This window comes from Collimonas fungivorans (genome assembly GCF_001584145.1).
Classification (GTDB): domain Bacteria; phylum Pseudomonadota; class Gammaproteobacteria; order Burkholderiales; family Burkholderiaceae_D; genus Collimonas; species Collimonas fungivorans.
The window spans coordinates 3749732-3774218 of sequence record NZ_CP013232.1; the positions used below are offsets into that span (position 1 = coordinate 3749732).

Annotated in this window: 25 protein-coding genes; 14 read left to right on the forward strand and 11 right to left on the reverse strand. The window is 54.0% G+C overall.

The window, feature by feature from the left end; all coding sequences use genetic code 11:
- Nucleotides 1–441: a GlcG/HbpS family heme-binding protein gene (locus CFter6_RS16060; RefSeq protein WP_236904300.1), complete on the reverse strand. Its 441-nt coding sequence runs from the start codon at nucleotides 439–441 to the stop codon at nucleotides 1–3.
- Between the two features lie 91 nt (nucleotides 442–532).
- Here CFter6_RS16060 and CFter6_RS16065 point away from each other — a divergent pair, with 91 nt between their 5' ends.
- Nucleotides 533–1417: a LysR family transcriptional regulator gene (locus CFter6_RS16065; protein WP_236904301.1), complete on the forward strand. Its 885-nt coding sequence runs from the start codon at nucleotides 533–535 to the stop codon at nucleotides 1415–1417.
- A 3-nt stretch (nucleotides 1418–1420) separates the two neighbouring features.
- Here CFter6_RS16065 and CFter6_RS16070 read toward each other — a convergent pair whose 3' ends face one another.
- The gene (locus CFter6_RS16070) at nucleotides 1421–2524 is read right to left on the reverse strand and encodes an alpha/beta fold hydrolase (RefSeq protein WP_061540781.1); all 1104 of its coding nucleotides are present in this window, start codon (nucleotides 2522–2524) and stop codon (nucleotides 1421–1423) included.
- Between the two features lie 140 nt (nucleotides 2525–2664).
- Here CFter6_RS16070 and CFter6_RS16075 point away from each other — a divergent pair, with 140 nt between their 5' ends.
- From CFter6_RS16075 to CFter6_RS16085, 3 genes are all read left to right on the forward strand, one after another.
- Nucleotides 2665–3573 carry a LysR family transcriptional regulator gene (locus CFter6_RS16075; RefSeq protein WP_061540782.1) on the forward strand — a complete coding sequence of 303 codons (909 nt, stop codon included), beginning with the start codon at nucleotides 2665–2667 and terminating at the stop codon, nucleotides 3571–3573.
- A gap of 60 nt (nucleotides 3574–3633) precedes the next feature.
- Nucleotides 3634–3978, forward strand: coding sequence for a zinc ribbon domain-containing protein YjdM (locus tag CFter6_RS16080; protein WP_061540783.1), 345 nt, complete (start codon nucleotides 3634–3636; stop codon nucleotides 3976–3978).
- 120 nt (nucleotides 3979–4098) lie between these two features.
- The gene (locus CFter6_RS16085; RefSeq protein ID WP_061540784.1) at nucleotides 4099–5397 is read left to right on the forward strand and encodes a TAXI family TRAP transporter solute-binding subunit; all 1299 of its coding nucleotides are present in this window, start codon (nucleotides 4099–4101) and stop codon (nucleotides 5395–5397) included.
- Between the two features lie 141 nt (nucleotides 5398–5538).
- On the opposite strand, the gene CFter6_RS16090 is transcribed toward CFter6_RS16085, so the two are convergent.
- Nucleotides 5539–6204, reverse strand: coding sequence for a glutathione S-transferase family protein (locus CFter6_RS16090; protein WP_236904302.1), 666 nt, complete (start codon nucleotides 6202–6204; stop codon nucleotides 5539–5541).
- A gap of 219 nt (nucleotides 6205–6423) precedes the next feature.
- Nucleotides 6424–7017, reverse strand: coding sequence for a TetR/AcrR family transcriptional regulator (locus CFter6_RS16095; protein WP_205631403.1), 594 nt, complete (start codon nucleotides 7015–7017; stop codon nucleotides 6424–6426).
- A 207-nt stretch (nucleotides 7018–7224) separates the two neighbouring features.
- Between CFter6_RS16095 and CFter6_RS16100 the strand changes: the two genes are divergently transcribed.
- The 3 genes from CFter6_RS16100 (at nucleotide 7225) to CFter6_RS16110 (ending at nucleotide 9708) form a co-directional block, all read left to right on the forward strand.
- Nucleotides 7225–7623 (forward strand): RidA family protein, encoded by a 399-nt coding sequence (locus CFter6_RS16100; RefSeq protein ID WP_061540786.1) that lies wholly within the window; start codon nucleotides 7225–7227, stop codon nucleotides 7621–7623.
- Nucleotides 7624–7804: 181 nt separating this feature from the next.
- On the forward strand, nucleotides 7805–8872 hold the full coding sequence (locus CFter6_RS16105; RefSeq protein WP_061542416.1) for a DUF2157 domain-containing protein: 1068 nt from the start codon (nucleotides 7805–7807) through the stop codon (nucleotides 8870–8872).
- The gene (locus tag CFter6_RS16110; protein WP_061540787.1) at nucleotides 8869–9708 is read left to right on the forward strand and encodes a DUF4824 family protein; all 840 of its coding nucleotides are present in this window, start codon (nucleotides 8869–8871) and stop codon (nucleotides 9706–9708) included. Before CFter6_RS16105 ends, CFter6_RS16110 begins: the two co-directional genes overlap by 4 nt.
- Nucleotides 9709–9894: 186 nt before the next feature.
- On the opposite strand, the gene CFter6_RS16115 is transcribed toward CFter6_RS16110, so the two are convergent.
- The 5 genes from CFter6_RS16115 to CFter6_RS16135 form a co-directional block, all read right to left on the reverse strand.
- Nucleotides 9895–10953, reverse strand: a complete 1059-nt coding sequence (locus CFter6_RS16115; protein WP_061540788.1) for a helix-turn-helix domain-containing protein — start codon at nucleotides 10951–10953, stop codon at nucleotides 9895–9897.
- Between the two features lie 367 nt (nucleotides 10954–11320).
- Nucleotides 11321–12208, reverse strand: a complete 888-nt coding sequence (locus CFter6_RS16120; RefSeq protein WP_061540789.1) for a CsgG/HfaB family protein — start codon at nucleotides 12206–12208, stop codon at nucleotides 11321–11323.
- Between the two features lie 912 nt (nucleotides 12209–13120).
- On the reverse strand, nucleotides 13121–13882 hold the full coding sequence (locus tag CFter6_RS16125) for an SDR family NAD(P)-dependent oxidoreductase (RefSeq protein WP_061540790.1): 762 nt from the start codon (nucleotides 13880–13882) through the stop codon (nucleotides 13121–13123).
- 38 nt (nucleotides 13883–13920) lie between these two features.
- Nucleotides 13921–14511, reverse strand: a complete 591-nt coding sequence (locus tag CFter6_RS16130) for an NADPH-dependent F420 reductase (RefSeq protein WP_061540791.1) — start codon at nucleotides 14509–14511, stop codon at nucleotides 13921–13923.
- Between the two features lie 66 nt (nucleotides 14512–14577).
- Entirely contained in the window at nucleotides 14578–15003 is a 426-nt protein-coding gene (locus CFter6_RS16135; protein ID WP_061540792.1) for an Rrf2 family transcriptional regulator, read from the reverse strand.
- 411 nt (nucleotides 15004–15414) lie between these two features.
- Between CFter6_RS16135 and CFter6_RS16140 the strand changes: the two genes are divergently transcribed.
- The 4 genes from CFter6_RS16140 (at nucleotide 15415) to CFter6_RS16155 (ending at nucleotide 18490) form a co-directional block, all read left to right on the forward strand.
- Complete coding sequence (locus CFter6_RS16140) at nucleotides 15415–15933, forward strand: hypothetical protein (protein ID WP_150118787.1); 519 nt, start codon at nucleotides 15415–15417, stop codon at nucleotides 15931–15933.
- Between the two features lie 559 nt (nucleotides 15934–16492).
- A complete protein-coding gene (locus CFter6_RS25170; RefSeq protein ID WP_335340331.1) occupies nucleotides 16493–16690 on the forward strand; it encodes a GNAT family N-acetyltransferase in 198 nt (65 codons plus the stop codon).
- 301 nt (nucleotides 16691–16991) lie between these two features.
- Complete coding sequence (locus CFter6_RS25705) at nucleotides 16992–17837, forward strand: hypothetical protein (protein ID WP_150118788.1); 846 nt, start codon at nucleotides 16992–16994, stop codon at nucleotides 17835–17837.
- A 251-nt stretch (nucleotides 17838–18088) separates the two neighbouring features.
- Nucleotides 18089–18490: a hypothetical protein gene (locus CFter6_RS16155; protein WP_061540796.1), complete on the forward strand. Its 402-nt coding sequence runs from the start codon at nucleotides 18089–18091 to the stop codon at nucleotides 18488–18490.
- A 266-nt stretch (nucleotides 18491–18756) separates the two neighbouring features.
- On the opposite strand, the gene CFter6_RS16160 is transcribed toward CFter6_RS16155, so the two are convergent.
- Together CFter6_RS16160 and CFter6_RS16165 are read right to left on the reverse strand one after the other, a co-directional pair.
- Complete coding sequence (locus CFter6_RS16160; RefSeq protein ID WP_061540797.1) at nucleotides 18757–19530, reverse strand: SDR family oxidoreductase; 774 nt, start codon at nucleotides 19528–19530, stop codon at nucleotides 18757–18759.
- 105 nt (nucleotides 19531–19635) lie between these two features.
- Nucleotides 19636–20747, reverse strand: a protein-coding gene (locus tag CFter6_RS16165; RefSeq protein ID WP_417924771.1) for an IS3 family transposase whose coding sequence is annotated in 2 segments (ribosomal slippage) — nucleotides 19636–20489 and nucleotides 20489–20747 — 1113 coding nt in all. Because the reading frame shifts where the segments join, the coding sequence is not laid out codon by codon here.
- 308 nt (nucleotides 20748–21055) lie between these two features.
- On the opposite strand from CFter6_RS16165, the gene CFter6_RS16175 reads away from it, so the two are divergent.
- The 3 genes from CFter6_RS16175 (at nucleotide 21056) to CFter6_RS25710 (ending at nucleotide 24029) form a co-directional block, all read left to right on the forward strand.
- Nucleotides 21056–21961: a LysR family transcriptional regulator gene (locus CFter6_RS16175; RefSeq protein ID WP_236904303.1), complete on the forward strand. Its 906-nt coding sequence runs from the start codon at nucleotides 21056–21058 to the stop codon at nucleotides 21959–21961.
- Between the two features lie 234 nt (nucleotides 21962–22195).
- Nucleotides 22196–22552 (forward strand): hypothetical protein, encoded by a 357-nt coding sequence (locus tag CFter6_RS16180; protein ID WP_150118790.1) that lies wholly within the window; start codon nucleotides 22196–22198, stop codon nucleotides 22550–22552.
- A gap of 373 nt (nucleotides 22553–22925) precedes the next feature.
- On the forward strand, nucleotides 22926–24029 hold the full coding sequence (locus CFter6_RS25710; protein ID WP_150118791.1) for a Kelch repeat-containing protein: 1104 nt from the start codon (nucleotides 22926–22928) through the stop codon (nucleotides 24027–24029).
- Nucleotides 24030–24487: the final 458 nt, after the last annotated feature.

Genomic DNA, 24487 nt, shown 5'->3' on the forward strand with positions numbered 1-24487 from the left:
CTAACGGTCCCTTAGCGCCGCGGCGCCGGCCACGGCGACTTGCGCATCCTGGTCGGACTGCATGCCGGATACGCCTATGCCGCCGATGACGGCGCCGTTGCGCAGCAAAGGCAGCCCGCCTTCGAGCGGCATCAGGTTATCCATCGCCAACAGCCGCAGATGGCTGCCGCCCTGCCCGAGCGCGTCCTGGAACACCACCGTAGGCCGGCGGAAAGCCACCGCGGTTTCGGCCTTCTGCCGGCTGACCCTGATACTTCCCAGCTGGGCCTGATCCATCCGCTGCAAAAGCTGCAGGTGGCAGGCGCTGTCCACCACGGCGATTACCATCGGCCAGCCACGCTCCAGGGCAAATTCCTCCGCCGCCTGCACCACCGCCCTGGCGTCCGCCAGTGACAGCGGCGGGCCATACGGCACAACAGAACTGGCGCGATCAATTGTCATTTCCATCTCCTCTAAAAACGATGGAACAAGTATAGGTTCTCTCGATTTGCTTGATAATGACCATAATCAACCAATCACTTTCACGTTTCCAATGAAAATCACCTCGATCCAGGATTACGCTGCTTTCGTCGCCGTGGTTGACGAAGGCAGCCTGACAGCCGCCGCCCGCCGGCTCGGGCGCTCGGTGCAAGCGGTCAGCATCTCCCTCAAGAACCTGGAAGACGAACTGGAACTGACGCTGGTGACGCGCAGCACGCGCCGCTGCAACCCGACACCAGCCGGCCTGAAATTTGCGTCCCGCCTGCGCACCGTGCTTGCCGACATCAGCGATGCCCATGCCGAAGTGCTGGACGATGCTGCGCAATTGAGCGGTCCGGTCAGGATCGGGGCATCCACCCTGTTCGGCCTCGATTTCCTGATGCCGATACTGGCAGGTTTTATCGAGCGGCAGCCCGACATCGCCATCGAACTGGCGTTGTCGGATCGCCATGTCGATCTCGCAAAGGAAGGCCTGGACCTGGCGATCCGCATCGGCCACCTGAAGCAGCCGGACCTCAAGGCCAGGAAACTCGGCGTGCTGCGCCGTGTGGTGGTCGGTGCGCCCGGTTATCTGGCGCGCCGCGGTCGCCCAGGTAACCCCGGCGACCTGCTGCAGCACGACTGCATCTTGCGGCGCAATGCCAGGCAGCAGGAAAGCTGGAGTTTCAGCTCCGGCAATATCGTGGTGTCCGGCCGCTTCAGTTCCGACAGCGCCCTGGCCCGGCAGCGTGCGGCCACTCTCGGCCTAGGCTTGTGCATGGCCCCGCTGTGGCAAGTCAGCAGCCTGGTTGATGGCGGCCAGCTGGAAGTAGTACTCGATGATTTTGCATTGCCCGGCTTGCCGATCCATATCGTGTGGCCGGAAGGCCGTACGCCGCGCCGGGTGCGCGCGGTGATCGACCTGCTCGCCGCGCGTCTGTCCGTAACCGGGCTTTGATCTTTATTTTTTTGCCGACTCTTTCAGCAGGTCGGCCAGATAGGATTGCCATACCGCTGCGCGCGTGTGCGTGCCGTGGCCATAGGTTTGGTCGCTGATCGGGATCAACACGTAACGGCCATTCTTGATTTTTTTCACCTGGACTTCGGCGATGCCGGTTTCCGGCGGATTGATGAAATCGTCGGCAGAGTTGACCCACATGAGCGGCGCGGTGATCTTACCCAGGCTGGCGGACGGGTCGTAATTGCGCGACGCACTGACCTGGTACAGCAAATCGTTGGCGTCGAGCGTGGCCAGGTCCTTTGTCACATGCTCCGTGACGTAGGCATCCGCGGCGTCGCGCGTCGGATAATCTTTTTGCTGCTGGTGCGGCGCGCTGCCGGCGATCAGCAGCAGATCTGCCGCAGTGCGCAAGCCTTGTTGCGGCTGGGTCTTGTAATCGCCGCGCTGCCATGCCGGATCGCTGGTGATGCCGTCGATCAGCATCTTGCGCCAGGCGCGGTTACGGCCGGCAATCGGCACCGGCTGGCAGGCCAGCGGCATCAGCGCATCCATGAACGAGGGATAGGTTTCGCCCCAGACAAAAGAATGCATGCAACCCATCGAGGTTCCCATCACCAGGCGCAAATGATCTACGCCCAGGCCCTGGGTGACCAAAGCGTACTGCGCGGCGACCATGTCGTCATAGTCGTATTTCGGAAAACGCGCATGCAGGCCGTCGCTGGGTTTTGAGGATTTGCCGTGGCCGATGCCGTCGGGCAGGATGACGTACATCTTGGCCGGATCGAGCAAGCCGCCAGGCGCAAACAGGATATTGGCAAATTGCGGCCGCAAGAATTGATGGCCGTCGCCGCCGGTGCCGTGCATGACAATCACCGCATTGTTCACATGTCCGTCCGCATCGCGTTTTGGCGTGCCCAAGGTGGTGTAGTGCAGCTTCAGCGCGGGCAGCGTTTCACCGGAACGGAACTTGAAATCATGTACGACAAATTCCCCTTCCTTGGTGGTCAGCGCCGGCGCCGATTGCGCCAGTGCTGCGCAGCCGGTAGCTCCGATGACGGCGGTAAAAGCAGCAACGGCAACATATCTAGGGAGGAAACGGGTCATTGCCGGTCTCGATGTTCTGGTTGTTGGATTGCTGTTACGTTAATCAAGCTCCACCGATATGTCAAACGGCGGGTTGGACAGAATTAGGCAAATGGGTAAGAATCGTCGATACAATTCAACCCAGGACAACAATTGCCGCCATGGACAGACTTGAAGCACTGCGCCTCTTCACCCATATCGTCGACCTGGGCAGCTTTACCAAGGCCGCAGGATTGCTGGAAATTCCGCGCGCCACCGCCACCCACGCCATGAAGGAACTGGAACGGCGGCTGGGAACACGGCTGCTGGAACGGACCACGCGTAACGTCAAGCCGACCCTGGACGGCCGCGCCTTCTATGAACGCTGCTGCCGGATCCTGGCCGATGTCGAAGACGCGGAAGCCTCGCTCGACACCAGCGCCGCCAATCCCGGCGGCGTGCTGCGCCTGGGTTTGCACGGCACCCATGCTACCCAGATCATCCTGCCGCGGCTGGCCGAATTCCGCGAACGTTATCCGCGCCTGAACATCGCGATCAGCAGCGGCGACCGGCTGGTCGACCTGGTCGGCGAAGGGATAGACTGCGTGGTGCGGGTCGGCGTGCCCAAGGATTCATCACTAATCGCCAGGCGGCTGGCGGCGCTGCCGGAGGTCATCTGCGCCAGCCCGGAATACCTGGAACGCTGGGGCGTTCCTCAGGCGCCGGAGGACCTGGCGGCGCACCAGGCGGTCGGCTTTTTCACGCGCAGCCACAATATCCAATACCCGTTCACTTTGCTGCGCAATGGCCAGGCAGAAGAATACAAGGCCGGCAGCTGGATAGCAGTCGACAGCGCCGACAGCTATACACAATGCGCGCTGCTCGGATTCGGCCTGATCCAGGTGCCGCGCTTCCGGGTCGAACAATACCTGCAGAGCGGCCGGCTGGTGGCGGTGCTGGGCGACTGGGCTTGCCCCGAGCTGCCGGTGCTGGCGCTGTACCCATCCCATCATCAGCTGTCGCCCAGGGTCAAGGTGTTTGTCGACTGGGTGGTGCAGGTGTATGCCGAATATTTTGCTGGCCAGGCTTAGGGCCGCATAACGGTATACTGTCTCACTTTTGCAATTCTGCCTTACCTGAAAGACAACGCCATGAGCACCTTGCCCGCATGCCCGAAATGCAGTTCCGAATTCACCTACGAGGACGGCGGCCTCTACATCTGCCCGGAATGCGCCCATGAATGGTCGGCGCAGGCTGCCGCCGAATCGGGCGCGGACGGCGCCAAGGTTTACCGCGACGCGGTCGGCAATGTCTTGCAGGACGGCGACACGGTGACCGTGATCAAGGATCTGAAACTGAAGGGTTCGGGCGGCGTGGTCAAGGTCGGCACCAAGGTGAAGAATATCCGCCTGGTCGACAGCGACCACGACATCGACTGCAAGATCGACGGTTTCGGCGCCATGAGCCTGAAATCGGAATTCGTCAAGAAGGTGTAATGTGTGCGGGAGCGCAGACTCCTGTCAGAATGCGGTTTCCGAGTTGCCCGACCAAGTGCGTCCCATATAGACACCATGCCGAGACATAATCCAGCACTGCACCGCATACAAAAAGCGCCGATGACCACACAACGCCTGCGGCTCCTGATCACCGGAGCGGTGGTGGCGATCGCCGTGGTGGGCTGGGCCCTGGTGACCATCCTCAAGCCGGCCACTCAGCGCACCATCGTCATCACTGCCGGCGCCGACAAAGGCATCTACAACAGTTTCGCCGAGCGCTATGCGCCTCTGCTGAAGCGCGAAGGCATCACCCTCGATATCCGCAGCTCTTCCGGTTCGGTGGAAAACTACCAGCGGCTGAAGGATCCCGAGAGCGAATACGAAGTCGGCTTCATCCAGTCCGGCACCACCACTCCGTCCGAAAACGACCAGCTGCAGACCATCGCCGCCATCTCCTACGAGCCGATCTGGGTGTTCTACCGCGGCGACACCGTCATCAACCGGCTGGCGCAACTGAAAGGCAAGCGGATTTCCATCGGCGTTCCCGGCAGCGGCCTGCTGAAAGTTTCGCGCACCCTGCTCGGCCACAGCGGCATCAACGCCGACAACGCCAAGCTGCTGGAAATGGATGCCTACAAGGCTTACCAGAACCTGGAGAACGGCCAGCTGGACGCCGCCTTCTTTATCGGCCGGCCGGACGCGGCGATGCAGCAGATGCTGCTCAACAGCGACCTCAAGCTGATGAGCTTTGCCCAGGCCGACGCCCTGGTGCTGAAATTCCCTTCACTCTCCAAGATCATCTTCCCGCGCGCCTCGACCAGCGTCGCCAACGACCTGCCGCAAGCCGACGTCACCTTGCTGGCCGCCACTGCGCTGCTGGTGTCCAAGGACACCCTGCATCCGGCGCTGGTCTACCTGCTGCTGGAAGCCGCCAATACCGCCCACGCCCGCGAAGACTATTTCACCCCGCGCGGCACCTTCCCCAACCTGAACACGGACGACTTCCCGATCTCCGACGAAAGCACGCGCTACTTCAAATCCGGCCGCCCCTTCCTGCAGCGCTACCTGCCGTTCTGGCTGGCCAGCTTCATCGAACGCCGCCTGCTGATCCTGCTGCCGTTCATGGCGCTGCTGTTCGGCCTGCTGCAGGCATTGCCGCGCATGGTGGAATCGCGCATGAAAAACCGGCTGGTGGTTTGGTACCGCGAGATCAAGTCGCTGGAGGATGAAATATGGGGCACCAAGCAACCCAGCAAGGAACAGGTCGCTCAATGGCGCGACGACATCGAGAACATCGACGCCAACGCCAGCCAGATACGCATTCCGCAGCGTTATTTCCAGGATGTGTATGCGCTCAAGCAGGCTATCCGGGTGGTGCGGGAACGGATTGTCCAGGTTGCCCAAAAAGTTGAGCAATAAATTTAACCATTAGAATTCTTAAATGACAATTTACCCGCTAAATTGTCGCGGAGCGAACGCTGCGTACCTGTGCAACAGGCTCTGGAGCGGCGATAGACCTATTTTTCAGCCGGCAAGGAAATACTAGCCGCGTCAGTTTTTTCAGGCGGTCGGTGGCTTGCCAGTGAAAACCGCCAATTGAGCGTCGAACGCACGCTTGTAGGCGGGCCGCGCTTCACCCCGGGCGACATACGCAGAGAGGTTCGGATATTCGCCCAGCATGCCCGATGCTTTCAACCTAAGCAGTACCGTCACCATCATCAGGTCGCCCGCGCTGAATGCACCATCTAGCCAGTCGGCGTCGCCAAGGCAATCGGAAAGTTCGCCCAGCCGATCACGGATGCGATTCTTGACGAGAGGCAGGCGCTGCTCGTACCAGGTCTTGTCGCCCTCCAGGAACTTGGCGATTTGGAGATCAAGAATCGGCGCCTCAACGGTATTGAGTGCGGCAAACAACCATGTGATTGCGCGCGCGCGGGCATTCGCATCGGCAGGCAGCAGGCCTGCATGGCGCTCTGCGATATGGAATACGATCGCCCCCGATTCGAACAGGGCAAGGTCGCCTTCTTCATAGGTCGGAATCTGCCCGAAAGGATGAAGCGCTCGATGCGCGGGTTCCTTCATCGCAGCGAACGAAACAAGACGAACTTCGTAAGGTTGGCCCACTTCTTCCAGCGCCCAGCGAACGCGCATGTCACGCGCAAGTCCCTTGCCGCCATCGGGCGACCGTTCAAAGGCGGTAATAGTGGGGATCATTGGAAGGGCCATGGTGGTTTCTCCTTTGCCGGATGTCTCGTTGAGTGCCGGATACGCATTTTTGCCGCTCACTTACTAGACGGTCGAGATAGGGCTAAATCGACATCCCTGGACTATTTTTTTGCCGGTCCTCAAAGATCGGGTAAATCGATGTCCCAAACGAAACCATTCAAGCAAAAGAACAGCCTCCACTCAAATCGGGTGTAATACATATAGCATGCGTCAGAGTCATCAACCCTTGGCCTGCAATAATCCAGCGGCAAGATGACGAAAAGCCTCGACCGCTTTGACAAAGACGGCTGGCGGATCATCCGCGGCGGCAATCCAGAGCGAGGCATTGAGCGCCGCGCCATTGACCAGCCGGCCGGTAGCTTCCGCATCCACCGGCTTGACCGTGCCCTCATCGATGAGCTCCTGGATCATTTGCGTTGTCCTGCGAAGACAGACATTCTGGTTGGGCCATTGCGACGGATCGCCGAGCACAGCCGGTCCGTCGCGCAGCATGATCCTCTGGATCTCAGGCTCCAGAGCCATCTGGATGTATGCGATACATTCCGCAAGAAATCCAAGCCATGCGGTTTCCGCGCCGTCCTGGGCGGCACGCGCCCGTGCCCCCATTTCCGCGTCTATCTGGTCGACCACCGCCTGCAACAACCCCTTCTTGTCGCCGAAGTTGTGGTACAGCGCACCTCGCGTCAGGCCCGCTTCGGCGGTCAGGTCGTCCATGGAGGCCGCCGCGTAACCTTTCGCGGCAAAAGCCTTTCGGGCCGCCTGAATCAGCTTGGCCCTGGTCTCTTCCACCATTTGCGCACGTCGTTTTGTCACTGGCTATCCTAAAAAATAACATACGCTCCGTATGTTATTTTACATACGAAGCGTATTTTTGCTTATACTAACATACGAGAGGTATATCAACGACCGCCGTGGTGGTTGAAGCGCCCGCCATCCGAAACAGCCGTGCCAAGGTGCCTCGCCATGTCGATGAAACCACATTGCGCCGGGAGTTCGGACTATCTTAATAGGAGTTACACAATGTCAAAACGCGATGCAATCTTCCCTGCCGGTCGTCAGGCGCTCTACGAGATCAACCGTTATTCGGCAGCAATCCGCTCGGGCGACTTGCTGTTCGTCTCGGGCCAGGTCGGCAGCCGCGAGGACGGGTCGCCCGAGCCGGTCTTCCAAAAGCAGGTCCAGCTTGCCTTCGACAATCTCGCCGCGGTGCTGAAGGCCGCCGGCTGCACATTCGACGATGTTGTCGACGTCACCACCTTTCACACTGATCCGGCAGCGCAATGGGAGGCGATTAACGCCGTGCGACTACAGGCAATCGGTGAACAGCCTTATCCGAACTGGACTGCGGTCGGCGTCAATTGGCTCGCCGGCTTCGATTTTGAAATCAAGGTCATTGCGCGTATCCCTCACTCGGCCTGACCAACATCATCGGAGCGGATCGGTGGCGGCGCCTTGCTTCCGGGCGCCGCCCTTTCATTAACCAGGGCTTCGCGGGATGAATCAATTTAATGTTGACTAAGCAATTTTTCCATGCCACTTTACGTTAGCCGTTTTTCCAGTTTTGTTAAAGGCTTGATTACGTAATGCCATACAAATGACGATGAGCATATCCACGCAAACAGAAGCGCAGCGTCGTGCCGACGAAATCAACGTATTCCGGCAAGAACTGGGACGGCTGCAACAGGGCGGCGTCCTGACGCTGTCGGAGGAGCAGCAGCAAGCAGTATCGTCGCACCACCAGGCCTTGCTCGCCGAACTTTCCCGCACATTCGACATTGACCGCAACATCCCGTCTCGGCAACTCTCGATAGGCATGCGCATCGCTTCCTTTTTAGGAGCATTGGCGTTAGCCGCAAGTATTTTCTTTCTGTTCTATCAGTTCTGGGGAACGCTATCGACTCCGGTGCAGGTAGCAATTCTGATCTTGGCTCCGCTTGCTACTTTTCTCGGCACGATGTGGGCACAAAAGCGCGACTCGACCGGCTATTTCGCCAAACTCGTGGCCATGGTTTCCTTCGCCTGTTTTGTGCTCGACATAACCATGCTCGGGCAGATATTCAATATCACGCCGTCCGACAATGCCTTGATTGTGTGGGCCGCGTTCGCCCTGCTCTTGGCGTACACATGCGAATTACGCCTGCTGCTGGCAGCAGGGCTCATTTGCCTGGTCGGATTTATCGCCGCTCGCACCGGAACATGGTCGGGCATGTATTGGCTCGATTTTGGCGAACGTCCGGAAAACTTCTTCCCGGCTGCAATTGTGCTATTCCTCATCCCGCAGTTTGCGCCACATCTGCGGTTCGCCGGTTTTGCGATGCTATATCGCGTGTTCGCCCTTCTGAGCCTGTTCCTGCCGATACTGGTATTGGCAAACTGGGGCGGAGGCAGCTATCTTGATATTGACGCCGACTTCATCAGGAACGGTTACCAAGTCGCGGGATTCCTGTTCAGCGCGGTGGCGATCTGGCTGGGTATACGCCGCCACTGGCCTGAAATGGTCAACACCGGCGTGGCTTTTTTCGTCATTTTCCTGTACACCAAATTTTATGACTGGTGGTGGGAGACTATGCCCAAATACCTGTTCTTTTTAGTACTTGGCCTGACTGCCGTTCTGATTCTGGTCATCCTCAAGCGTTTGAGGACGATGCAATCCGGGGAAGCGAAATGACCAACTGGACCCGCCGATATTCCATGATCACAGGAGTGGCGCTGATACTCCTGACGAACCTGGTCGTGCTGCTGGGCGTCAGATTCAACCATAGCGGATTGGCAGACAGCACCCTCCAGCTGTCCCAGCGAGAATTGCGAATCCCCTACCACTGGAGACAGGACAACGACAATAACGGGATCTCGCTCAAGCTGCAGTGGCGACTTCCCGGCTCCTTGAATGAATACCAGCAGTACAGCGCCAATGGTCCTGGCTGGCTAGATAAAACAAAGCTTGCGTCATTGGGTTTCAATGTCTCCATGCCGATTGATACTGACCGCGGTCGGACGGCTTATCAAAAACAGCTTTCCAAGCCGGTATTCCTGGCCATGGAATTCGATGGCCCCGCATATCGACAGTCCATCGAACTTGCAAAACAAGAGGACGCGGATAGCTCAAAGAAAAAAGCAGTGGATGACAAAAAGAAGGATCAGCCGACAGCCTTGTCACAAGAACTGAATTTGACCAGCCGGCTATTCATCATCGATGCCAGCCTGGATCGCGAGACGCTTCGTGCGAAATACCCAGATACGCGTCACTACGGCATCGTGCGCGGCCAGATTCAGCCGCGGGTGGTTTACAACAAGGAAAAGCAGCCGCTGATGGCCGGATACGTAAAAGATGTCAGCGCGCAAAACATCAACGTGCCTTTTGAATTCCGCAGCGTATTCGAACCGATGCAGAAGATGAACCAGACATACGGTTACGCCGACAATGACAAACGGCCTTCCTTTGAAGCGACGGTGGCATTCGGCAGGCGGCTTGAGCCTTGGATCGTGGCGGCATCAACGAAGTAACGACGGATACAACATGAAGGCTGGCCGATTAAAGGTAAGAGTATCAACCGGCCAAAAGCCGACTCTGGAACACTCGGCGAAACCGGGCGGTGTTTAAGGGGCCCATCAATATCGAGCAATACCAGATTCATGTGCATATCGAAATTGACGCTTGATTTAATCGCGTTCAGATTCAGCGGATCGCAATCAATTATTGAGCACGCCGAATGGCAACGTCCATCCGGAGAGGCTAGCCCCTCCCTTCCATTGATTGTTCACCGCAATGCCGCCTGGAAGCAAAACCGGGCCGGAGCGATTCTCTACCGTTTCCTTCGGCGTATGCCCAAACTCCGCCTTGAAAAGGCGATAGAAATATTTTTCATCCGGAAAACCATGGGCCCAGGCTATCTCCGCGATGCGGATGTGCTGCCGTTGCGGGTCGCCGAGCACGTGATATGCATGACGCAATCTTCTGCGCCTGATCTGCCGCATTATTCCGCCCTCTTCCTCAAAAAGCTGATAGAGCTTGGCTCGCGATAGTCCGATGTCCCGGCAGATCCGGTCGGGCGTGAGATCGCGCTCCAGCAAGTGCACATCAATGTAATGTTGAATCCGTTCAAGCAATGCGCTACGGATCGGTTCGCTCGCCTCACGCATTGCCTCGATTGTCGGCGAAACTGCGGCCGCCATCAGCAACAGCGTTGACTGCACGATATGGGGTATTTCTTGCTGCCGCAGTGTGGAGAGATTCCGGAACAGCGACAGTAGATGATCCCCTAGAAGACGGCCAGCGCCACTTGTCAACGTTCGGCCATGCAATAGTGCAGCGTGGCTCGGCAGCAGAAATCTGGGCACGACTATGCTGATCACGTCACCAGCTTCGACCGTGCAATCGTTGATCCGGGCCACATCGTAGAAGAATAGATCGCCAGTCGTCTTGACGGCATCAGGCCCCATGGAACGACCGATGATTCGCCCGCCCAGCAGCAGCGTAAAGCGAAACGAATCCTGACTATCCAGTCGAATCCGCCGTTCGTTGCGGTAGACCGAATAGGTGAACGGTCGTGGCCGTTCCCGCCAGCGTCGTCCAGAGATGATGAGCGGGCCGAGCGCGGCGCCACTCGCTTCTGCGTCGAGTGCACCATAACCATCGTCCTCGAATCCACAGTCGCACAGGTTGTCTTTCACCCAAACGTGAAACCGATCCCGTTCGGGGTAGTCGGCCGTACAAAATTTAAAAATTGGGACAGCATCAAATTGATCCATGGCGATTTTTTATCACTCCAGCTTCGGATGACCGACCGGTGCGCTTCTCGCCTCGCTCATTGACGTCATTCGTGGAACACGTGGATGGAAATGCACTTTTCCGTACATCGTGAATCTTCGCCGATAAATTGATTTTCGACAACAGCCATGCGAGTTTTCCGCCCATATCGGACGCTGGTAATGACAATCTCGTCAGAGGAAACCAATCCCAATGTCCGCGCGGTGAACGCCTGAACAAACAGAACGAGAGCCGGCGCGATCGCCGCGTCGCGCCGAATCGCTTCGTTGCTCCATGTTCAGGCCAGCGCAATCTCAGTCCTTGCACTTGCAATGGACGTACCGCAAGCAGGCCATTGCGCTGAAAGATTTATTGAGGAGCCGAGCGCTTGGCCGTTTTCTTCTTGGAGGGGCCTGGCGTGCCGTTGTCGCCATCGCCCTGGACCGCCAGCTGGCCGCCAGTGCCGAGGCCGCCGGCTACGCTTTGCGCATGGTAGTTCTTCACGGCGCGCACGATGTTGTTATAGGAATCGGTAAAGGCCGCCACAATCACCTTGCCTTCCGCCGTGTTCGAATAACCACCCGCGCTGCCGCCCGCGCTGTTGCCGAGCAGCTTGCCCAGAGCGCCAAAATCCGTGCTCTTGGCGCTGCCTTCGGCAGCAGCTACCTGAACACCAGAGCGATTGTCGATCAAATTCAGAAGAGTGCTTGCTTCCTTGCTGTTGATATTCCCCGCGAGCCCCGCAACCACGCCGCCAAGGCCGCCAAACAGGCCGGCCACGCTGGCGCCTGCGCCACCGGCGTTATTGTTGCTGAAAGTGATCGAAGGATTGAGGCCATAGTCGGCCGAGACCATCTTGCCCTTGCCGAAATTGGAATTGTTGCGCAGCTCGCCGGATTGCTGCAAAGCTCGCTCGCCCATCATGGCGGTCATGCCGCGGCCGCGCTCGACCACCACGAAACAGTTGGACTGCTGCACCAGCAGCTTGAGCACCGGTACGGTGGAGCCGAGTTTGTACTGGCCGGTCAGCACGCCATACCAGGGCGCAGTGGTATCTTCGATGATCGCGATGGTGCCGAGCGAACGGTCGCAGTGCTCGAGCGTAGCGTTGGCATTGACTGCAGTGGCGCCCCCTGCCGATCCGGTTGCCGCGGTTTTTGCGCCCGTGTTGCCGACGTCCATGGTGGAACATGCGCTCAGCAGGACCGCGCCGGTCAGGCATGCCGGCAAGATGCGAAGCAGACGATGATTAGACATTCTTGTTTCTCCCCTTTTTAATTCAACTTACTGCACTTCTTCCCATTTTTTGACCTTTGAATTATCAGATAGCGCCATACGCCGTCAACCTGAGGCAGGCGGCTAAGGCAATCCATGCAATGGATTTCAAAGAGTCTTTTTTTTCAATCGTCCCAGTATCGTGTCCATCTTAATTCACCCCTTCCGGATTCAAGGTGTCGTTTCGTCTATTTCAAGTGGAGGTTTGTTTTAACGGACACAAAATATCCGCTGCGTGGCGATTTTTTCGGTACGCGATTAATCCTCAAATCTGGCGTTCTGACTGCAAGGGAGCGGCCATGCCGATCGCATCGCCCAAGGTAAACAATAGAACAATTGATTTTCCAATCACAGCGGGACAAATTCCTCCCCCAAAGAGTCATTTTTTCGGCCAAAAAATCCTTTGGGAAGCCGCAATGTGGGAGCTGTGCGCAAAGCTGGCACTACAAATCGAGCGTTGTTCGTAGTGGGTACCTTGAAATGCAAATGAAGGGATGTTTTGCGATGCGAATCGAGGGCTACTTTGAGATGCGAAATGGTGGATATGCAATATGTACTGGGACGCGCAAAAGCTAGTCTACGCCCCATCAGAATGAGCCTGCAAGTATTGGACCGCAATCAAAAGCTGTCCGTTGGCGCCATCTCAGAGTTCACAGAGTGTAGCTACTATTTCATGAATACCAATGAACGAAAGTTGTTGTAGGTCAACAAAATGCAAAGGCATAATGATCCCAAACACTTGTTAGAGGAACGTGTGAATTAAAAAATGGCGGATGTTCGTGCGAACATCCGCCATTTTATTTTGGACCCAAGAATTCTTCTCGACAGCTAATCAGCAGCCTCCTGTCTCAGGCGTCCAGTGAGTCGTTGTCATGTGCCGAAGACATCTTCATGTCAGACCTGCGCCATGCCCCCATCGACGGCGAGATCCACCCCGGTGATATATGAACTTTCATCGGAAGCAAGGAATACGACGACGGCAGCGATTTCCTCGGGCTTGCCTCTGCGGCCGAGCGGAACTTGCGAGGCGAACTGAGCTGCCGCCTGTTCTGCCTGTTCAGCTGTGAGGCCTGCCTTCTCCAAAGCCTGGGTTTCGATTGGGCCAGGACTCATCGAATTCACACGAATCTTGCGATCCTTTAGCTCCATCGTCCAGCCGCGCGCGAAGCTGCGCACGGCTGCCTTGCTGGCGGCGTAGGCAGTAAAGGCTGGCACACCCAGTACGTTTGCGTTTGAAGAGGTTAGGATGATCGAGCCGCCATCTTTGAAAAGGGGAAGCGCTTTTTGCACGGTAAAGAATAATCCCTTTACGTTGACATCGAAGATCTTGTCGAAATGAGATTCGGTCGCCGTTGCAAGCGGCGCGACCGTCCCTCCGCCTGCGTTCGCAAAAAGAATATCGATGTGACCATGCTTCTCTTTCACAACGGCATAGAGACGGTCGAGATCTTCCAGGTTCGAGACGTCGCCCGCGACCGTCGTCACGTTTCTCCCGATGAAAGCTGCAGCTTCAGCCAGCTCTTTCTCTCTTCGCCCGGTGATCACGACATGCGCACCTTCTTCGACAAAGCGCTTGGCTGTGGCCAAGCCCATGCCACTATTGCCGCCGGTGATGACCGCGATTTTTCCTGCTAATTTATTTGCACTGCTGTTCATTGTCTTATCCTTTAAACGTTAGTCGTTTTGCGTTGGATTCAAGAATTCATTCGTTTGACCAGATTCATATGAAGTCCGCTTAAGGGGGCGCCGAATTCCTGGAGTCTTCCAGACTCAATCAGGCCCCCAAGATCCACCGGGGCAAAGCCGGCTTCGTCGAGAACGCGCGCTAGTTTCTGCTTCGCGGCTTTATCGTCGCCCGACATAAACAGAACCAATTTGCGGTCGTTCTCTGAGGAGTCTGGCATCCAATTCATGACGAGCGTATTGAGCGCCTTGATGACTCCAGCCCCAGGGGCATAACTTGCGATGATCTCGCTCGAAGTCTTGCCCTCGGCGTCTTCATTGGCAGGTCGATTTGTTGCGTCGACAAGAATTCGCCCACCCCAATCCGAAACCTCGGCGAGCGCCTGCTTTGCCTGCTCCCACCGGACACACAAGATCACGATATCTTGCATCGCTGCTTCCTGGACAGTGGCTGCTTTGGCATTCGAGCCGATACTACTCACGAGTTCGTTTAACGAATCCGGCCCTCTGCTGTTGCTAAGCACAACCTCATGTCCATACCGTACAAAGTATTTAGCGTATTTTTGGGCTACGCTTCCCGCTCCGATAAATCCGATTTTCATAAAATTCGCTGCCTTTCGCTTATGTTATAGATACTATTAACGTATCTATTTAGATCAAAAAAAACGCTAACGAGATTTGCTCCTGATTTTTGAAACAACATCTGCCAGCGTGGTCTGCTTCAAATCATTTTCAACAGCTTTCTGCGTACCTGCCAAAACCTCGCCCATTACCTCTTTAATATTATTGCTCACTACGCACCACTCCTTTTTCTCATAGGTGTGGATGGCAAAAACATCGGGAGGATTTATTGCATGCGAGATGTTTAATAGCGAAATGTCTTTTGGATTTTTAGACAGCGTGTAGCCCCCTGCTTTACCAACAGTGGCTTTGACCAACTTCGCTTTTGAGAGCTTCGCCAAGATTCTCTTAACAAAAATCGGATTCGCATTCACGCTGCCGGCTAAAACTTCAGACGTGAAAGAGGTTTCATAGTGGGCGATCGCCGCCAACACATGAACCGCAATTGAAAACTGAGTATTTACAGATGCCATAACGGATATTATTATCGTATCCATTTGAAATGTCAAGCATGGAAAAATATGAGGAGGCTATAAGCAATTGGTAGCCGCCTTCAATTTAGATTAATACAATCTGTCAAACGTCTGCAACCAGCCAAAACCGGCCGTTCAGTATTGTCTTCAAATGGAAAATTACCTGCAACTGGCGCAGTGAACTTGGTGCTATGCCAATTCACGTTTGATCAACTTGCGTAACGCCATACTGTTCTGAGCCCTCCGTGCGCTTCGAATCAATAACTGGCGGGCAGCTTCAGATTCGCATAATATACTGTATATAAAAACAGTGTAATTATGAGAGACCTACGCTCCGCTCACGTTCGGTGAAGTAAGTTATAAGCCTTCGCGTCGCTCTCCATCTCCCAATAAAATTGATTGTGATCCCCGATGCTATTTATTCCTGATGACTACTCGCCGCCTCAAACTTATCAATCAAGTTTATTTCGCCTAGAGGTATTGTCTCCAAAATTTGCAACAGAGGACTTTGCCAGCGTGACAGCTAGTGCCAATGATATTCGTCATGTTTTTGGACCAACGAATGGATGGCCTGCTCGAGAGATGAGTTATGCTGATAATCTCGCCGATCTTGAGCGGCATGAACGTGAATTCGTTGAGCGCCAGGCTTTCGCCTATTCGATCCTTAGTCACAACGGGGGAACATATCTGGGCTGCCTTTACATTAAACCGATCAAGTCAAAAATTGATAATGATTTTCGCAAGTCTATGTACAGTGCACAAGCCTTCTTCTGGCTGGGCACCCAGGAACACTCTGGCAATTTAGCGGAGCAGGTTCTTGCAGACCTTCAGATTTGGTTGAAAGAGGCCTGGCCGTTCAGAGCGGTAGCTTTTCCTGGGCGAACAATAGGATGGTCAGCGTGGGAGAAAATGGCGAAAAGCAGTCATTAGTGTTCGCTATTGGTATGTTTGCCGTTCCGCTTTGGGTCAAAGCCTACCTTCGTGTATGGCTCAGTTCGGCCAAATGCGGTCGGTCGTCTTTTTGCAAATGGAGAACAATATTGGAAAATAGTCAGTGCGCGTTTAACCAGATGGCCACTGCAGAAGCGTGGGCGCGAGGATGGACCCTTACGAGGGGGAAACCTCGTCCCATAAATCAAACGTATGGATACAAAATTGACTTAGGCGCACCCGACCACCTCGAGCGTCATGTAGTAACCAATTTCGACACACAAGCTTTGCGCGAGCTATCCGGCAGTTTAACGGTTCCGGGGACATGGCTTAAAGTCTGCGCTAGCCCAGAAATGGTAACGCCTTTTCTTCGTGATATCTGGACGGTTCAACCGCCTGAGTATTTGATGGCTGCGGCATTGCGCAAAGACGCCATCATTGCACGCGATTGCTACCAGCTATCAATTCGCACAAGTAGTGCGGTCACCGATGCGGAACTCAGGAGCAAAGACGGACAATTAGCCGCGAGGGGCGTGTAGCTCAAAGCAATGGCTTTGCAATCTTTGACCAAATAGTGACTGAGCCTGAGCATCAAAGGAAGGGACTGGGGCGCATTGTCATGGGCGCACTGAGCAATGTTTCAATTGCCAGCGAATCAAAAATAGGCGTACTTGTTGCCACTGAAGATGGCTGTGCACTGTATAAGGCGATTGGCTGGACGATTGTTTCCCCGGTCACTGCAGCGGTCATTGGGTAAATTCTACTGGCTGTCGTCGGATGAAATTCGCCGCTATTGGCCGGTTACAGAGGGGCACGAACCGGCCACAAGCGGACAGTCGTAGACAATACATAAACGATATGACCTTAACAATTTCCATGACGTCCAGCAATGTGCCTTTACACGAAGGAACCAATTACAAATGAAATGTGAAGCGTGTGAATACAAGGATGCAAACGTAATTGAGCCTTGCGATAATCGAATTGAGCCATACCGAGTTTGTAATTTTTGTCACAGAAGGCTTCTTGCGCGCGCACTGCGGCCACTTGAATGGTACAACTTGGCGAAACGCCACGGATGGCATCAATATCTGCTTCATGATGATTTTTATGGTGAGAACGGAGAAGCCGATCAGCCAGATGAGGATGTAGAACATCCAGAGCAATATCCTGCACCTGCGTTGGAATCAATATCTCACGACCCTGAGCTACTGCTGGATTTTTCAATCACTCGATGGAATTATTCGATTGAATTAGAAACCGCCTGGAATATGCTGCCAAAATCAGCAGTGCTGGCTGCGATTCAAAGTCGATTTGAAACATCTCGCAATATGGGAGTTCGAGATCGAATTTTGGAAATATGCGCATCGAATCTCAAAGATCATGGAGCAGAATTCGTCCGTGCCGCGTGGGAGTTTTATCCGCATGATCTCGCGTTACCTTGTCTTGCGGAAGCAACTGCGTCATGCCTGCCATTTCGAGAAGGCTATGACCGTGTGGTTAGTGAGTTAGCTCGTCTTGAGGGAAACGCGAGACGTAATGTTATTTTTGTGATGGGTTATTTTCGCTCTATCGAAACGCTAGACTGGATAGAAACCAATATCTGCGAGCCTACGACGGACTCTTGGGGTTATCTTGCCGCAGTTTCTGGAATTGACTGGATTCGCCTGCAGACTTGGTTAGATGCCGGTCGGCCATTAAGTCTCGTTGCAATTGATGCGTTGGGGGCATTCCAACGCCGACAGACCCACATGCTAAAGAAATTCCGATCTCATCTCGTCTCGCTTCCATCGAAAGAAGAACTTAAAAGTGTTTTGGATGCATACGCCAGGCGTGATAATGTGCCGCGCGTTTTACAAAGAATCGATTCCGTTTTGGAAAAATATGAATTACTAAGCTGGAAATGACTTCATGAATGACCAGTTAAGCGGATATCGACTGGCTGTTGTGGGCCGTTATTCATCAGCAAGAATGGCGAAGTCGAAATGTGGCGTCCGTAGACTGCTAGCGGCCAGAAGCAGCCGGATAAGCGCTCTCCCTATAGCGGCCATTGATTCGCGATGGGCACTATTTTGTGTATTGATATCATTGAGTACGGTAATCAACCAGCGGCTGTAAAGAGGCTTCCAACCCCATGTAGCTCCATCAGGAGGATGTGATGAGTCAATTGAAGGACGTCAAAAAAGTGTTGTTCGTCGGCCAGCAGCCGGAAACTGTCGACTTCTCGGACCCAGCGTTACCGCCAGGTTTCAATGCAGAGAGGATTCATGCCGGCATTGCCATTGGTATGCAGCAGATGGCGGATCGTGGGTGGCATGCCGATCTATGCTTGGTGCGGCCGGATGAATCCGCCGCTGTGGCGCTCGAGCGTCAACTCGCCAGCACGACCTATGATTGCATTGTAATCGGTGGCGGCATCCGCATCCCTCCCAAGAGCTTGTTGCTTTTTGAAAGACTCCTGAATAGCGTTCACAAATCGGCTCCTAATGCATCTATCGCTTTCAACACAGTGCCTCAGGACACTGCGGACGCGGCTAGTCGATGGTTCAAAGCTGAATAACGAGTGCACGCCACTTAGATACTTCCTAGCTGCATGGATCTTGGATACCTTTCGCGAAGGCAGCTTTGAGAGGAAATCAGGCAGTCGCGGCCGGCTCAAAACGGCCAGAAGCCGTCGTTGTCAATTCAAAGGCCAGCGAAAAATACGCGATTGCCAACTATCGATAATGGTACGTTTTCGATAGCTGACGTTGGCTGGACTGCTAACGAAAAAGCCCGCCGGTGCTGGCTTTTCTCATATACGGCCACCCCTCTTTACAAGTCTGCTCAGAAAACGCTGGGAACCAAGTTTTCACCACCGGACACCTCAATGACAGTTCCGGTTACGTAAGGGTTCGTCATCAGGAACAATGCGGCATGCCCAATATCATCTCCCGTACCCGCGTGCCGCGCTGGAAAGCTGTTGCGCACTTTTTCTTTCAGCGCCTCTCGTTCTTCTGCGGAAAAATTCTTCCACAGTTCCGTATCGACGAAACCGGGACGTATCGTGTTGACGCGGGTAGGAGCCAGTTCCAGCGCGAGTGAACCAGATAAGGATTCCACCGCACTAAACGCAGCCAGGACAGCACTGAAGCCGATTTTTGGCCGCACCGCCAAACCACCCGTAAGAAGAGTGATCGAGCCACCCTGCCTGAGGTGGGGGGCGGCATAACGCGCGCAGGCCCAGCTACCGAAGAACTTGCCTTCGAGATAGCTGCGAACACCGCGCATATCACCGTCCATGAAATTCCCCCAGGATCCGAATTCAGGTCCCGCCGTGACGGCGAGGTGGTCAAATGATCCAATGGTGTCGAAGGCCTCTCGCACCGCACCTTCATCGCGGACATCCAGGATCATCTGTTCGTAGTTCACCAAATCAGGCCGCTCCTCCACCGAGGTAATGCGCCGACTGGCGACCGTCACGGACGCGCCTGCTGCGTAGGCCGCGCGCGCAATTCCAAGTCCAATTCCAGTTTTTCCACCAACCACTACTACTTTTTTTCCTGAGAGGCTCAGTACGGCCGGCGACGATTGCCCTCGATCATTCAATGTTGTGCTCATAGATTTAGTCCTATAATCATTCGTTTCGATATTGCCGCAGGAATTGCCGCTACAGAGCGGTCAAACTCCGATTGGTGGGGTATGTTCTTGACCTGCTCCCCTAAATTAGCAACATAGCTCAGTAGAGTCGGTGGTTGCAAATTGATGTTTGGCCGCAAATTCGATTGGCGTGGCGTAGCCAAGCGAACTATGCGGTCGGGTTGAATTGTAATCCTGTCGCCATATTTCAATGAGAATGCGTGCCTCATACAGCGTCGAGAACCATTGATCATTGAGGCATTCATCACGAAACCGACCATTAAAACTTTCGATATACGCGTTCTGGGTCGGCTTTCCGGGCTGCGTGAATGCGAGCCTGACACCGCGTGCGTTGGCCCAGGCATCCAACGCCAGACTGGTAAACTCAGGGCCATGATCGACGCGAATCATGTTTGGCAAAGGTCGATGTTCAGCGATGCGGTCCAACACCCGCGTCACTCGCAGCCCCGAGATTGAAGTGTCGACTTCGATGACAACGCTCTCCTTGGTGAAGTCGTCAACAACGTTCAAACAACGTATACGCCGACCATCTGCCAAGGCGTCATGGACGAAATCCATAGACCAGGCATGATTCGGTCGGTCGGGAAGTAGCAAAGGCAATCGGTCGGTCAGAGCAATCCGTTTGCGGCGACGCTTTCTCACCGCTAAGCCAGCTTTGCAATAGAGCCTGTAAACACGTTTGACATTGATGACCCAGCCTTCTCGTTGGAGCAAGATATGAATCCGTCGGTAACCGAAACGCCGTCTCTCCCCGGCAAGCGTACTAATACGCACACTCAGGGCACCATTGGCGTCGGCTCTCGCTTGATAGCGCAGCACCGAAGTCGATATATTCATCAGCCCGCAGGCACGGCGCTCAGAGAGCTGCCATTCCATCTTCAGAACGGCAACCGCTTCGCGACGTGCTTGCGGGCTTACCACTTTCGAGAAACGACATCCTTCAAGGCCGCATTGTCGAGCAGAGAATCGGCTAGCAAGCGCTTGAGCTTACTGTTCTCTTCTTCGAGCGCCTTGAGGCGTTTGGCATCGGAGACTTCCATGCCGCCAAATTTGGCCTTCCACTTGTAATACGATGCCTCCGAGAAGCCGTGCTTGCGGCACAGCTCCTTTACCGGAAGACCGGCATCGGCTTCCTTCAAAAATCCAATGATCTGTTCTTCACTAAATCGTTTCTTCATCGTCCGTTCCTTTGAGAATCGGACTCTACTACGTTATGAAGCTAATGTCGGGGGCAGGTCATTCTCGCCGCGGTTCAAGCTGCGCGCTGGCTCTGAAGAAATAGCAAGTAACGATGCTTTTTCGCCCTCGCTGTTGCTAACACCTGATCTGCTACTCGGGAACGCACCAATAGTAAGTCGGCTAAATAGAATTGATAATGAGCAGATATTTCATAGGTATTATTCTTTAAAAGAATCTGTCGATTTGCCCACGAGGAGCTTGCGCTTTTGATTTATGACAAAATCCGTACAGGCTGCACTGAGGGAGAATGAATCATCGTCAAAGGATCGCAATGGATCGATTTTATGAATTAACTGCTTTCATCACGATCGTAGAAGCAGGCGGTTTTTCTGCTGCTGCGCGCCGCCTTGGCGATTCGCAATCGGGGATTAGTAAATCCATCGGTGCATTGGAAACGCGGCTCGGCGTGCTGCTATTCAACAGGAGCACTCGCAGTGTCACGCTGACGGATCAAGGACAAAAATACTATGACCGTACCAAGCCGCTTCTTGAAGAGATAGACAAAGCGGATGGAGAGCTGACCAGTAGTACTCTTGATATATCCGGTCTGATCAGAGTCGCAACATCCTCTACATTTGGCCGATTGCACGTCCTTCCGCTCCTCCCCCAATTGTTGTCGCTTTATCCGAAGATCAAGTTGGATCTTCGCCTGTCCGATAGCATTGAAGATTTGCTTGCAGACGGGATTGATTTAGCGATCAGAGTCAGCTCGGCACATGATCCTGATGCAGTGGTAAAGCGGGTAGCGGGCACCTCGTTGGTATGTGTCGGATCTCGCAGTTATTTTGATCGGCATGGGATACCGACTGTCCCGGAAGATCTTGTCAGTCACAATTGTCTTATCTATGGGGGGATGACGAATTGGACTTTTCTTGGGCCGAAAGGAAAATTTGGCGTGCCAGTGAACGGCAATCTTTCGTCCAATGCCATGGACACGATACTTTCCGGTGTACTTGGGGGCGTAGGCATCGGCATGTTTTCCAGAGCGTCATTGATGGGTGAGCTCCAGCATCCAGACATCATTACTGTCCTCGACCAATTTATGAGCGAACCCAGAGACGTCAGCCTCATCTGGCCAAAGCGCAAATTTGTATCTACTCGGGTACGGCGAGTAACTGATTTTTTCGCGACGATGCTTGCCCAACGTGTTTGAAAACGATGGCGCTAAATCATCCATCGTTCAGGGGCGGACACCGTGATTGACGAGATCGTCACCCATCAGCATCCTTTTAAACAAGAGTTTTTATATCCTGCATGATCAAATGACAGATGGCATGCTCTCATATGGCCGCCAACAGAAATGCTGATGCATGTCTGCAACCGGCCAGAAGTGGCCATAGCTCTTGCAGTTCCACCTTTAAATTCAATCGGTTACCAGGACTGCGACATGCTCGAACCTCATATCATCGCTGAAGCACGGGAATTCGCAGCATCCGGTCGCTGGCTAAATCCGGACTATCCTGGCTCAGCGCACGTACAAGAGCTTTCGCAAAGATTGGGTTCACCGTCCGATTACGCCCAATTTCGGCAGTCACCTTCTGGCGCATATCTAGTAGATATTATTGAGGCATACGAGATGGCGCTCAATGACGACTGGCTTCCGGACCAAGTTGTCGGATTATCGTTAGAAAAGGCCAGCGAATTTATCCAAGCAGTAGCTGATGAGCTAGCTCAGAACTCGACGGTCGAAGCTGTTGTGAAGTTGAGAAAGCATTACTTACTACTGCGCGCTGACGTCATCTAATCAGTTTGACTTTAAAGACGACTGAGAACTTTGGCTCTGTTTTTTCGCTTACAACGGGCTGCTGCCGGCCAATTGCGGCCGGTCCCTGAATTTTTCATAACGGCCGTTCGCGCTCCGTTCCATGACAGGGTAGTATTGAATGCCAGATGCAATTTTACCGAGGAGAGCATTACCACCGATGGTTTACCTCCAAGCATCAATTTCGACACAATTTACAGTCCAGTAGGAATAAATCGAGGAGCATATGGTTAGATTGCTTTGTGCATTATTTTTTCTTACATGGGGATGCTGTTACGGCGGTGATTTAAATTCAAGAAATACTTGGATACCCACATCAAATCCTCCCATGGGAGTCCTCTCTGTTGGATGGGGAATGGTCACACTGGACGATGGTTCAATACTTGGTGTTGGCAACACACTACTGCCGACCCCACATTCGGTTGCATTCAGGTATCAGCAGAAGACGAATGAGTGGCAGGCAACGCAGGCGCTTCCAGACGATGTAGTAGGCCTTGGCGCAACATTAACAAAGCTGCCGAATGGCTCGGTGCTCACTCTTGGAACGGCTCATAAGAAGGTAGTCGCCTTTGTTTTTAACCTCGATAGCATGTCGTGGAGTGCAACGGGAGCCCTGCCGTCTGATTTCATTAGTCTCGACAGGACGGCTGTAGCACTGTCCTCCGGTGAAGTTCTAATAATGGGCTCGGAAGGAAAGCAGAACGTTGGATGGCTCTACAAGTACAAAACAAATAGCTGGTCCCGTACCCAGCCACCTCCACTGAAAACAACCGGAACTGACTACGCAACGGAAATCGGAAACGGAAGCGTTCTGGTGATTTCCAGGGACGACTCACCAACCCAAAACTGGGTCGGGTTACTGTACAAACCTGCTACCGACAGTTGGACTTTAACTGGGGAGATTCCAACGACCATGCGAAGTCAGCCCAATAGCACTGTGAAATTGTCCGATGGAACAGTTCTTTTGATTGGATTTCAACAGTATCCAACTGCGGAGACGGTTTCAATACTGTACAACCCGACGGACAATAAATGGACAAAAGTGGGTGTATTACCGCAGCCATCGGAAATTCATGGAGCATCCCTATTAAGTAAAGAAGGCGTTGTGCTTGTTACTGCCAAGAACCTGCTCACCAACGCGATTTCAACTCTCTTATACAACCCCACAAAAAGGGAATGGCACTTTGCATCCAGCCCACCGGTAGGTTATACATACATTCGTCTCATGTGGACCTTCCCTGATGGAACGTTATTTGCGCTTGGCATTAAAAATCATTCGCAATCGGATGAGTTGAGCTATTCCCCAAAACTTGATGTATGGACAAAAATCGGTAGCTTGCCAGATGGTGCCGGTCACTCTCAGGTTTTGAGTGGGAATGATAGCGCGGTGCTATTTGTAACCAGTCCAAATGTAGATTTTCGCAGCGCAATTAGCGGTGCGCTGGTTTATATTCCATAGTATTTTTGACGTTTCCGATATTTTGGTCGGGGTTGATTGGGAGAAAAACGTATCTCAACCACCTCGTCAATCAAAAAAGACGCGTGAAATAGAGCCCCCGCAGCGTCGACGAATTTAAACCTTGAACGGCTGTTTTCTCTAACGCGACAGGCAGCAAAGGGTCGTGAACTGTCGTTCACCCATATCTGTTTCGGCCAATTGCCGCCGTTAATCCGTGCGCTCGCGAGGATGTTAGAACACCGGCTCCCCCTATGAGTTGGCCGGACACAGGCGCAGTCCGTCGCCGAATTCAGGCAGGTGATATACTTTTTTCCCAGTGCATTTCTACATGCGCATCCTGTGTGAAACATTCTCTGCCAATCGTCAAGGAACCTAAGCAGTAACTCTTCCCTGCATGGCGCGGCACAGTACTCACAGTACTATCAAGCCAGCTTCAGGCGAAGACGAACAGATAGGAT

Coding starts and splice junctions, on each gene's coding strand:
- CFter6_RS16065 (WP_236904301.1), top strand. CDS start 533: ATGAAAATCACCTCGATCCAGGATTACGCTGCTTTCGTCGCCGTGGTT.
- CFter6_RS16140 (WP_150118787.1), top strand. CDS start 15,415: ATGCTATTTATTCCTGATGACTACTCGCCGCCTCAAACTTATCAATCA.
- CFter6_RS16175 (WP_236904303.1), top strand. CDS start 21,056: ATGAATCATCGTCAAAGGATCGCAATGGATCGATTTTATGAATTAACT.
- CFter6_RS16080 (WP_061540783.1), top strand. CDS start 3,634: ATGAGCACCTTGCCCGCATGCCCGAAATGCAGTTCCGAATTCACCTAC.
- CFter6_RS25710 (WP_150118791.1), top strand. CDS start 22,926: ATGGTCACACTGGACGATGGTTCAATACTTGGTGTTGGCAACACACTA.
- CFter6_RS16180 (WP_150118790.1), top strand. CDS start 22,196: ATGCTCGAACCTCATATCATCGCTGAAGCACGGGAATTCGCAGCATCC.
- CFter6_RS16130 (WP_061540791.1), bottom strand. CDS start 14,511: ATGAAAATCGGATTTATCGGAGCGGGAAGCGTAGCCCAAAAATACGCT.
- CFter6_RS16090 (WP_236904302.1), bottom strand. CDS start 6,204: ATGGCCCTTCCAATGATCCCCACTATTACCGCCTTTGAACGGTCGCCC.
- CFter6_RS16085 (WP_061540784.1), top strand. CDS start 4,099: ATGACCACACAACGCCTGCGGCTCCTGATCACCGGAGCGGTGGTGGCG.
- CFter6_RS16155 (WP_061540796.1), top strand. CDS start 18,089: ATGAGTCAATTGAAGGACGTCAAAAAAGTGTTGTTCGTCGGCCAGCAG.
- CFter6_RS16070 (WP_061540781.1), bottom strand. CDS start 2,524: ATGACCCGTTTCCTCCCTAGATATGTTGCCGTTGCTGCTTTTACCGCC.
- CFter6_RS16125 (WP_061540790.1), bottom strand. CDS start 13,882: ATGAACAGCAGTGCAAATAAATTAGCAGGAAAAATCGCGGTCATCACC.
- CFter6_RS16115 (WP_061540788.1), bottom strand. CDS start 10,953: ATGGATCAATTTGATGCTGTCCCAATTTTTAAATTTTGTACGGCCGAC.
- CFter6_RS16060 (WP_236904300.1), bottom strand. CDS start 441: ATGACAATTGATCGCGCCAGTTCTGTTGTGCCGTATGGCCCGCCGCTG.
- CFter6_RS16100 (WP_061540786.1), top strand. CDS start 7,225: ATGTCAAAACGCGATGCAATCTTCCCTGCCGGTCGTCAGGCGCTCTAC.
- CFter6_RS16135 (WP_061540792.1), bottom strand. CDS start 15,003: ATGGCATCTGTAAATACTCAGTTTTCAATTGCGGTTCATGTGTTGGCG.
- CFter6_RS16105 (WP_061542416.1), top strand. CDS start 7,805: ATGAGCATATCCACGCAAACAGAAGCGCAGCGTCGTGCCGACGAAATC.
- CFter6_RS16120 (WP_061540789.1), bottom strand. CDS start 12,208: ATGTCTAATCATCGTCTGCTTCGCATCTTGCCGGCATGCCTGACCGGC.
- CFter6_RS16075 (WP_061540782.1), top strand. CDS start 2,665: ATGGACAGACTTGAAGCACTGCGCCTCTTCACCCATATCGTCGACCTG.
- CFter6_RS16160 (WP_061540797.1), bottom strand. CDS start 19,530: ATGAGCACAACATTGAATGATCGAGGGCAATCGTCGCCGGCCGTACTG.
- CFter6_RS16110 (WP_061540787.1), top strand. CDS start 8,869: ATGACCAACTGGACCCGCCGATATTCCATGATCACAGGAGTGGCGCTG.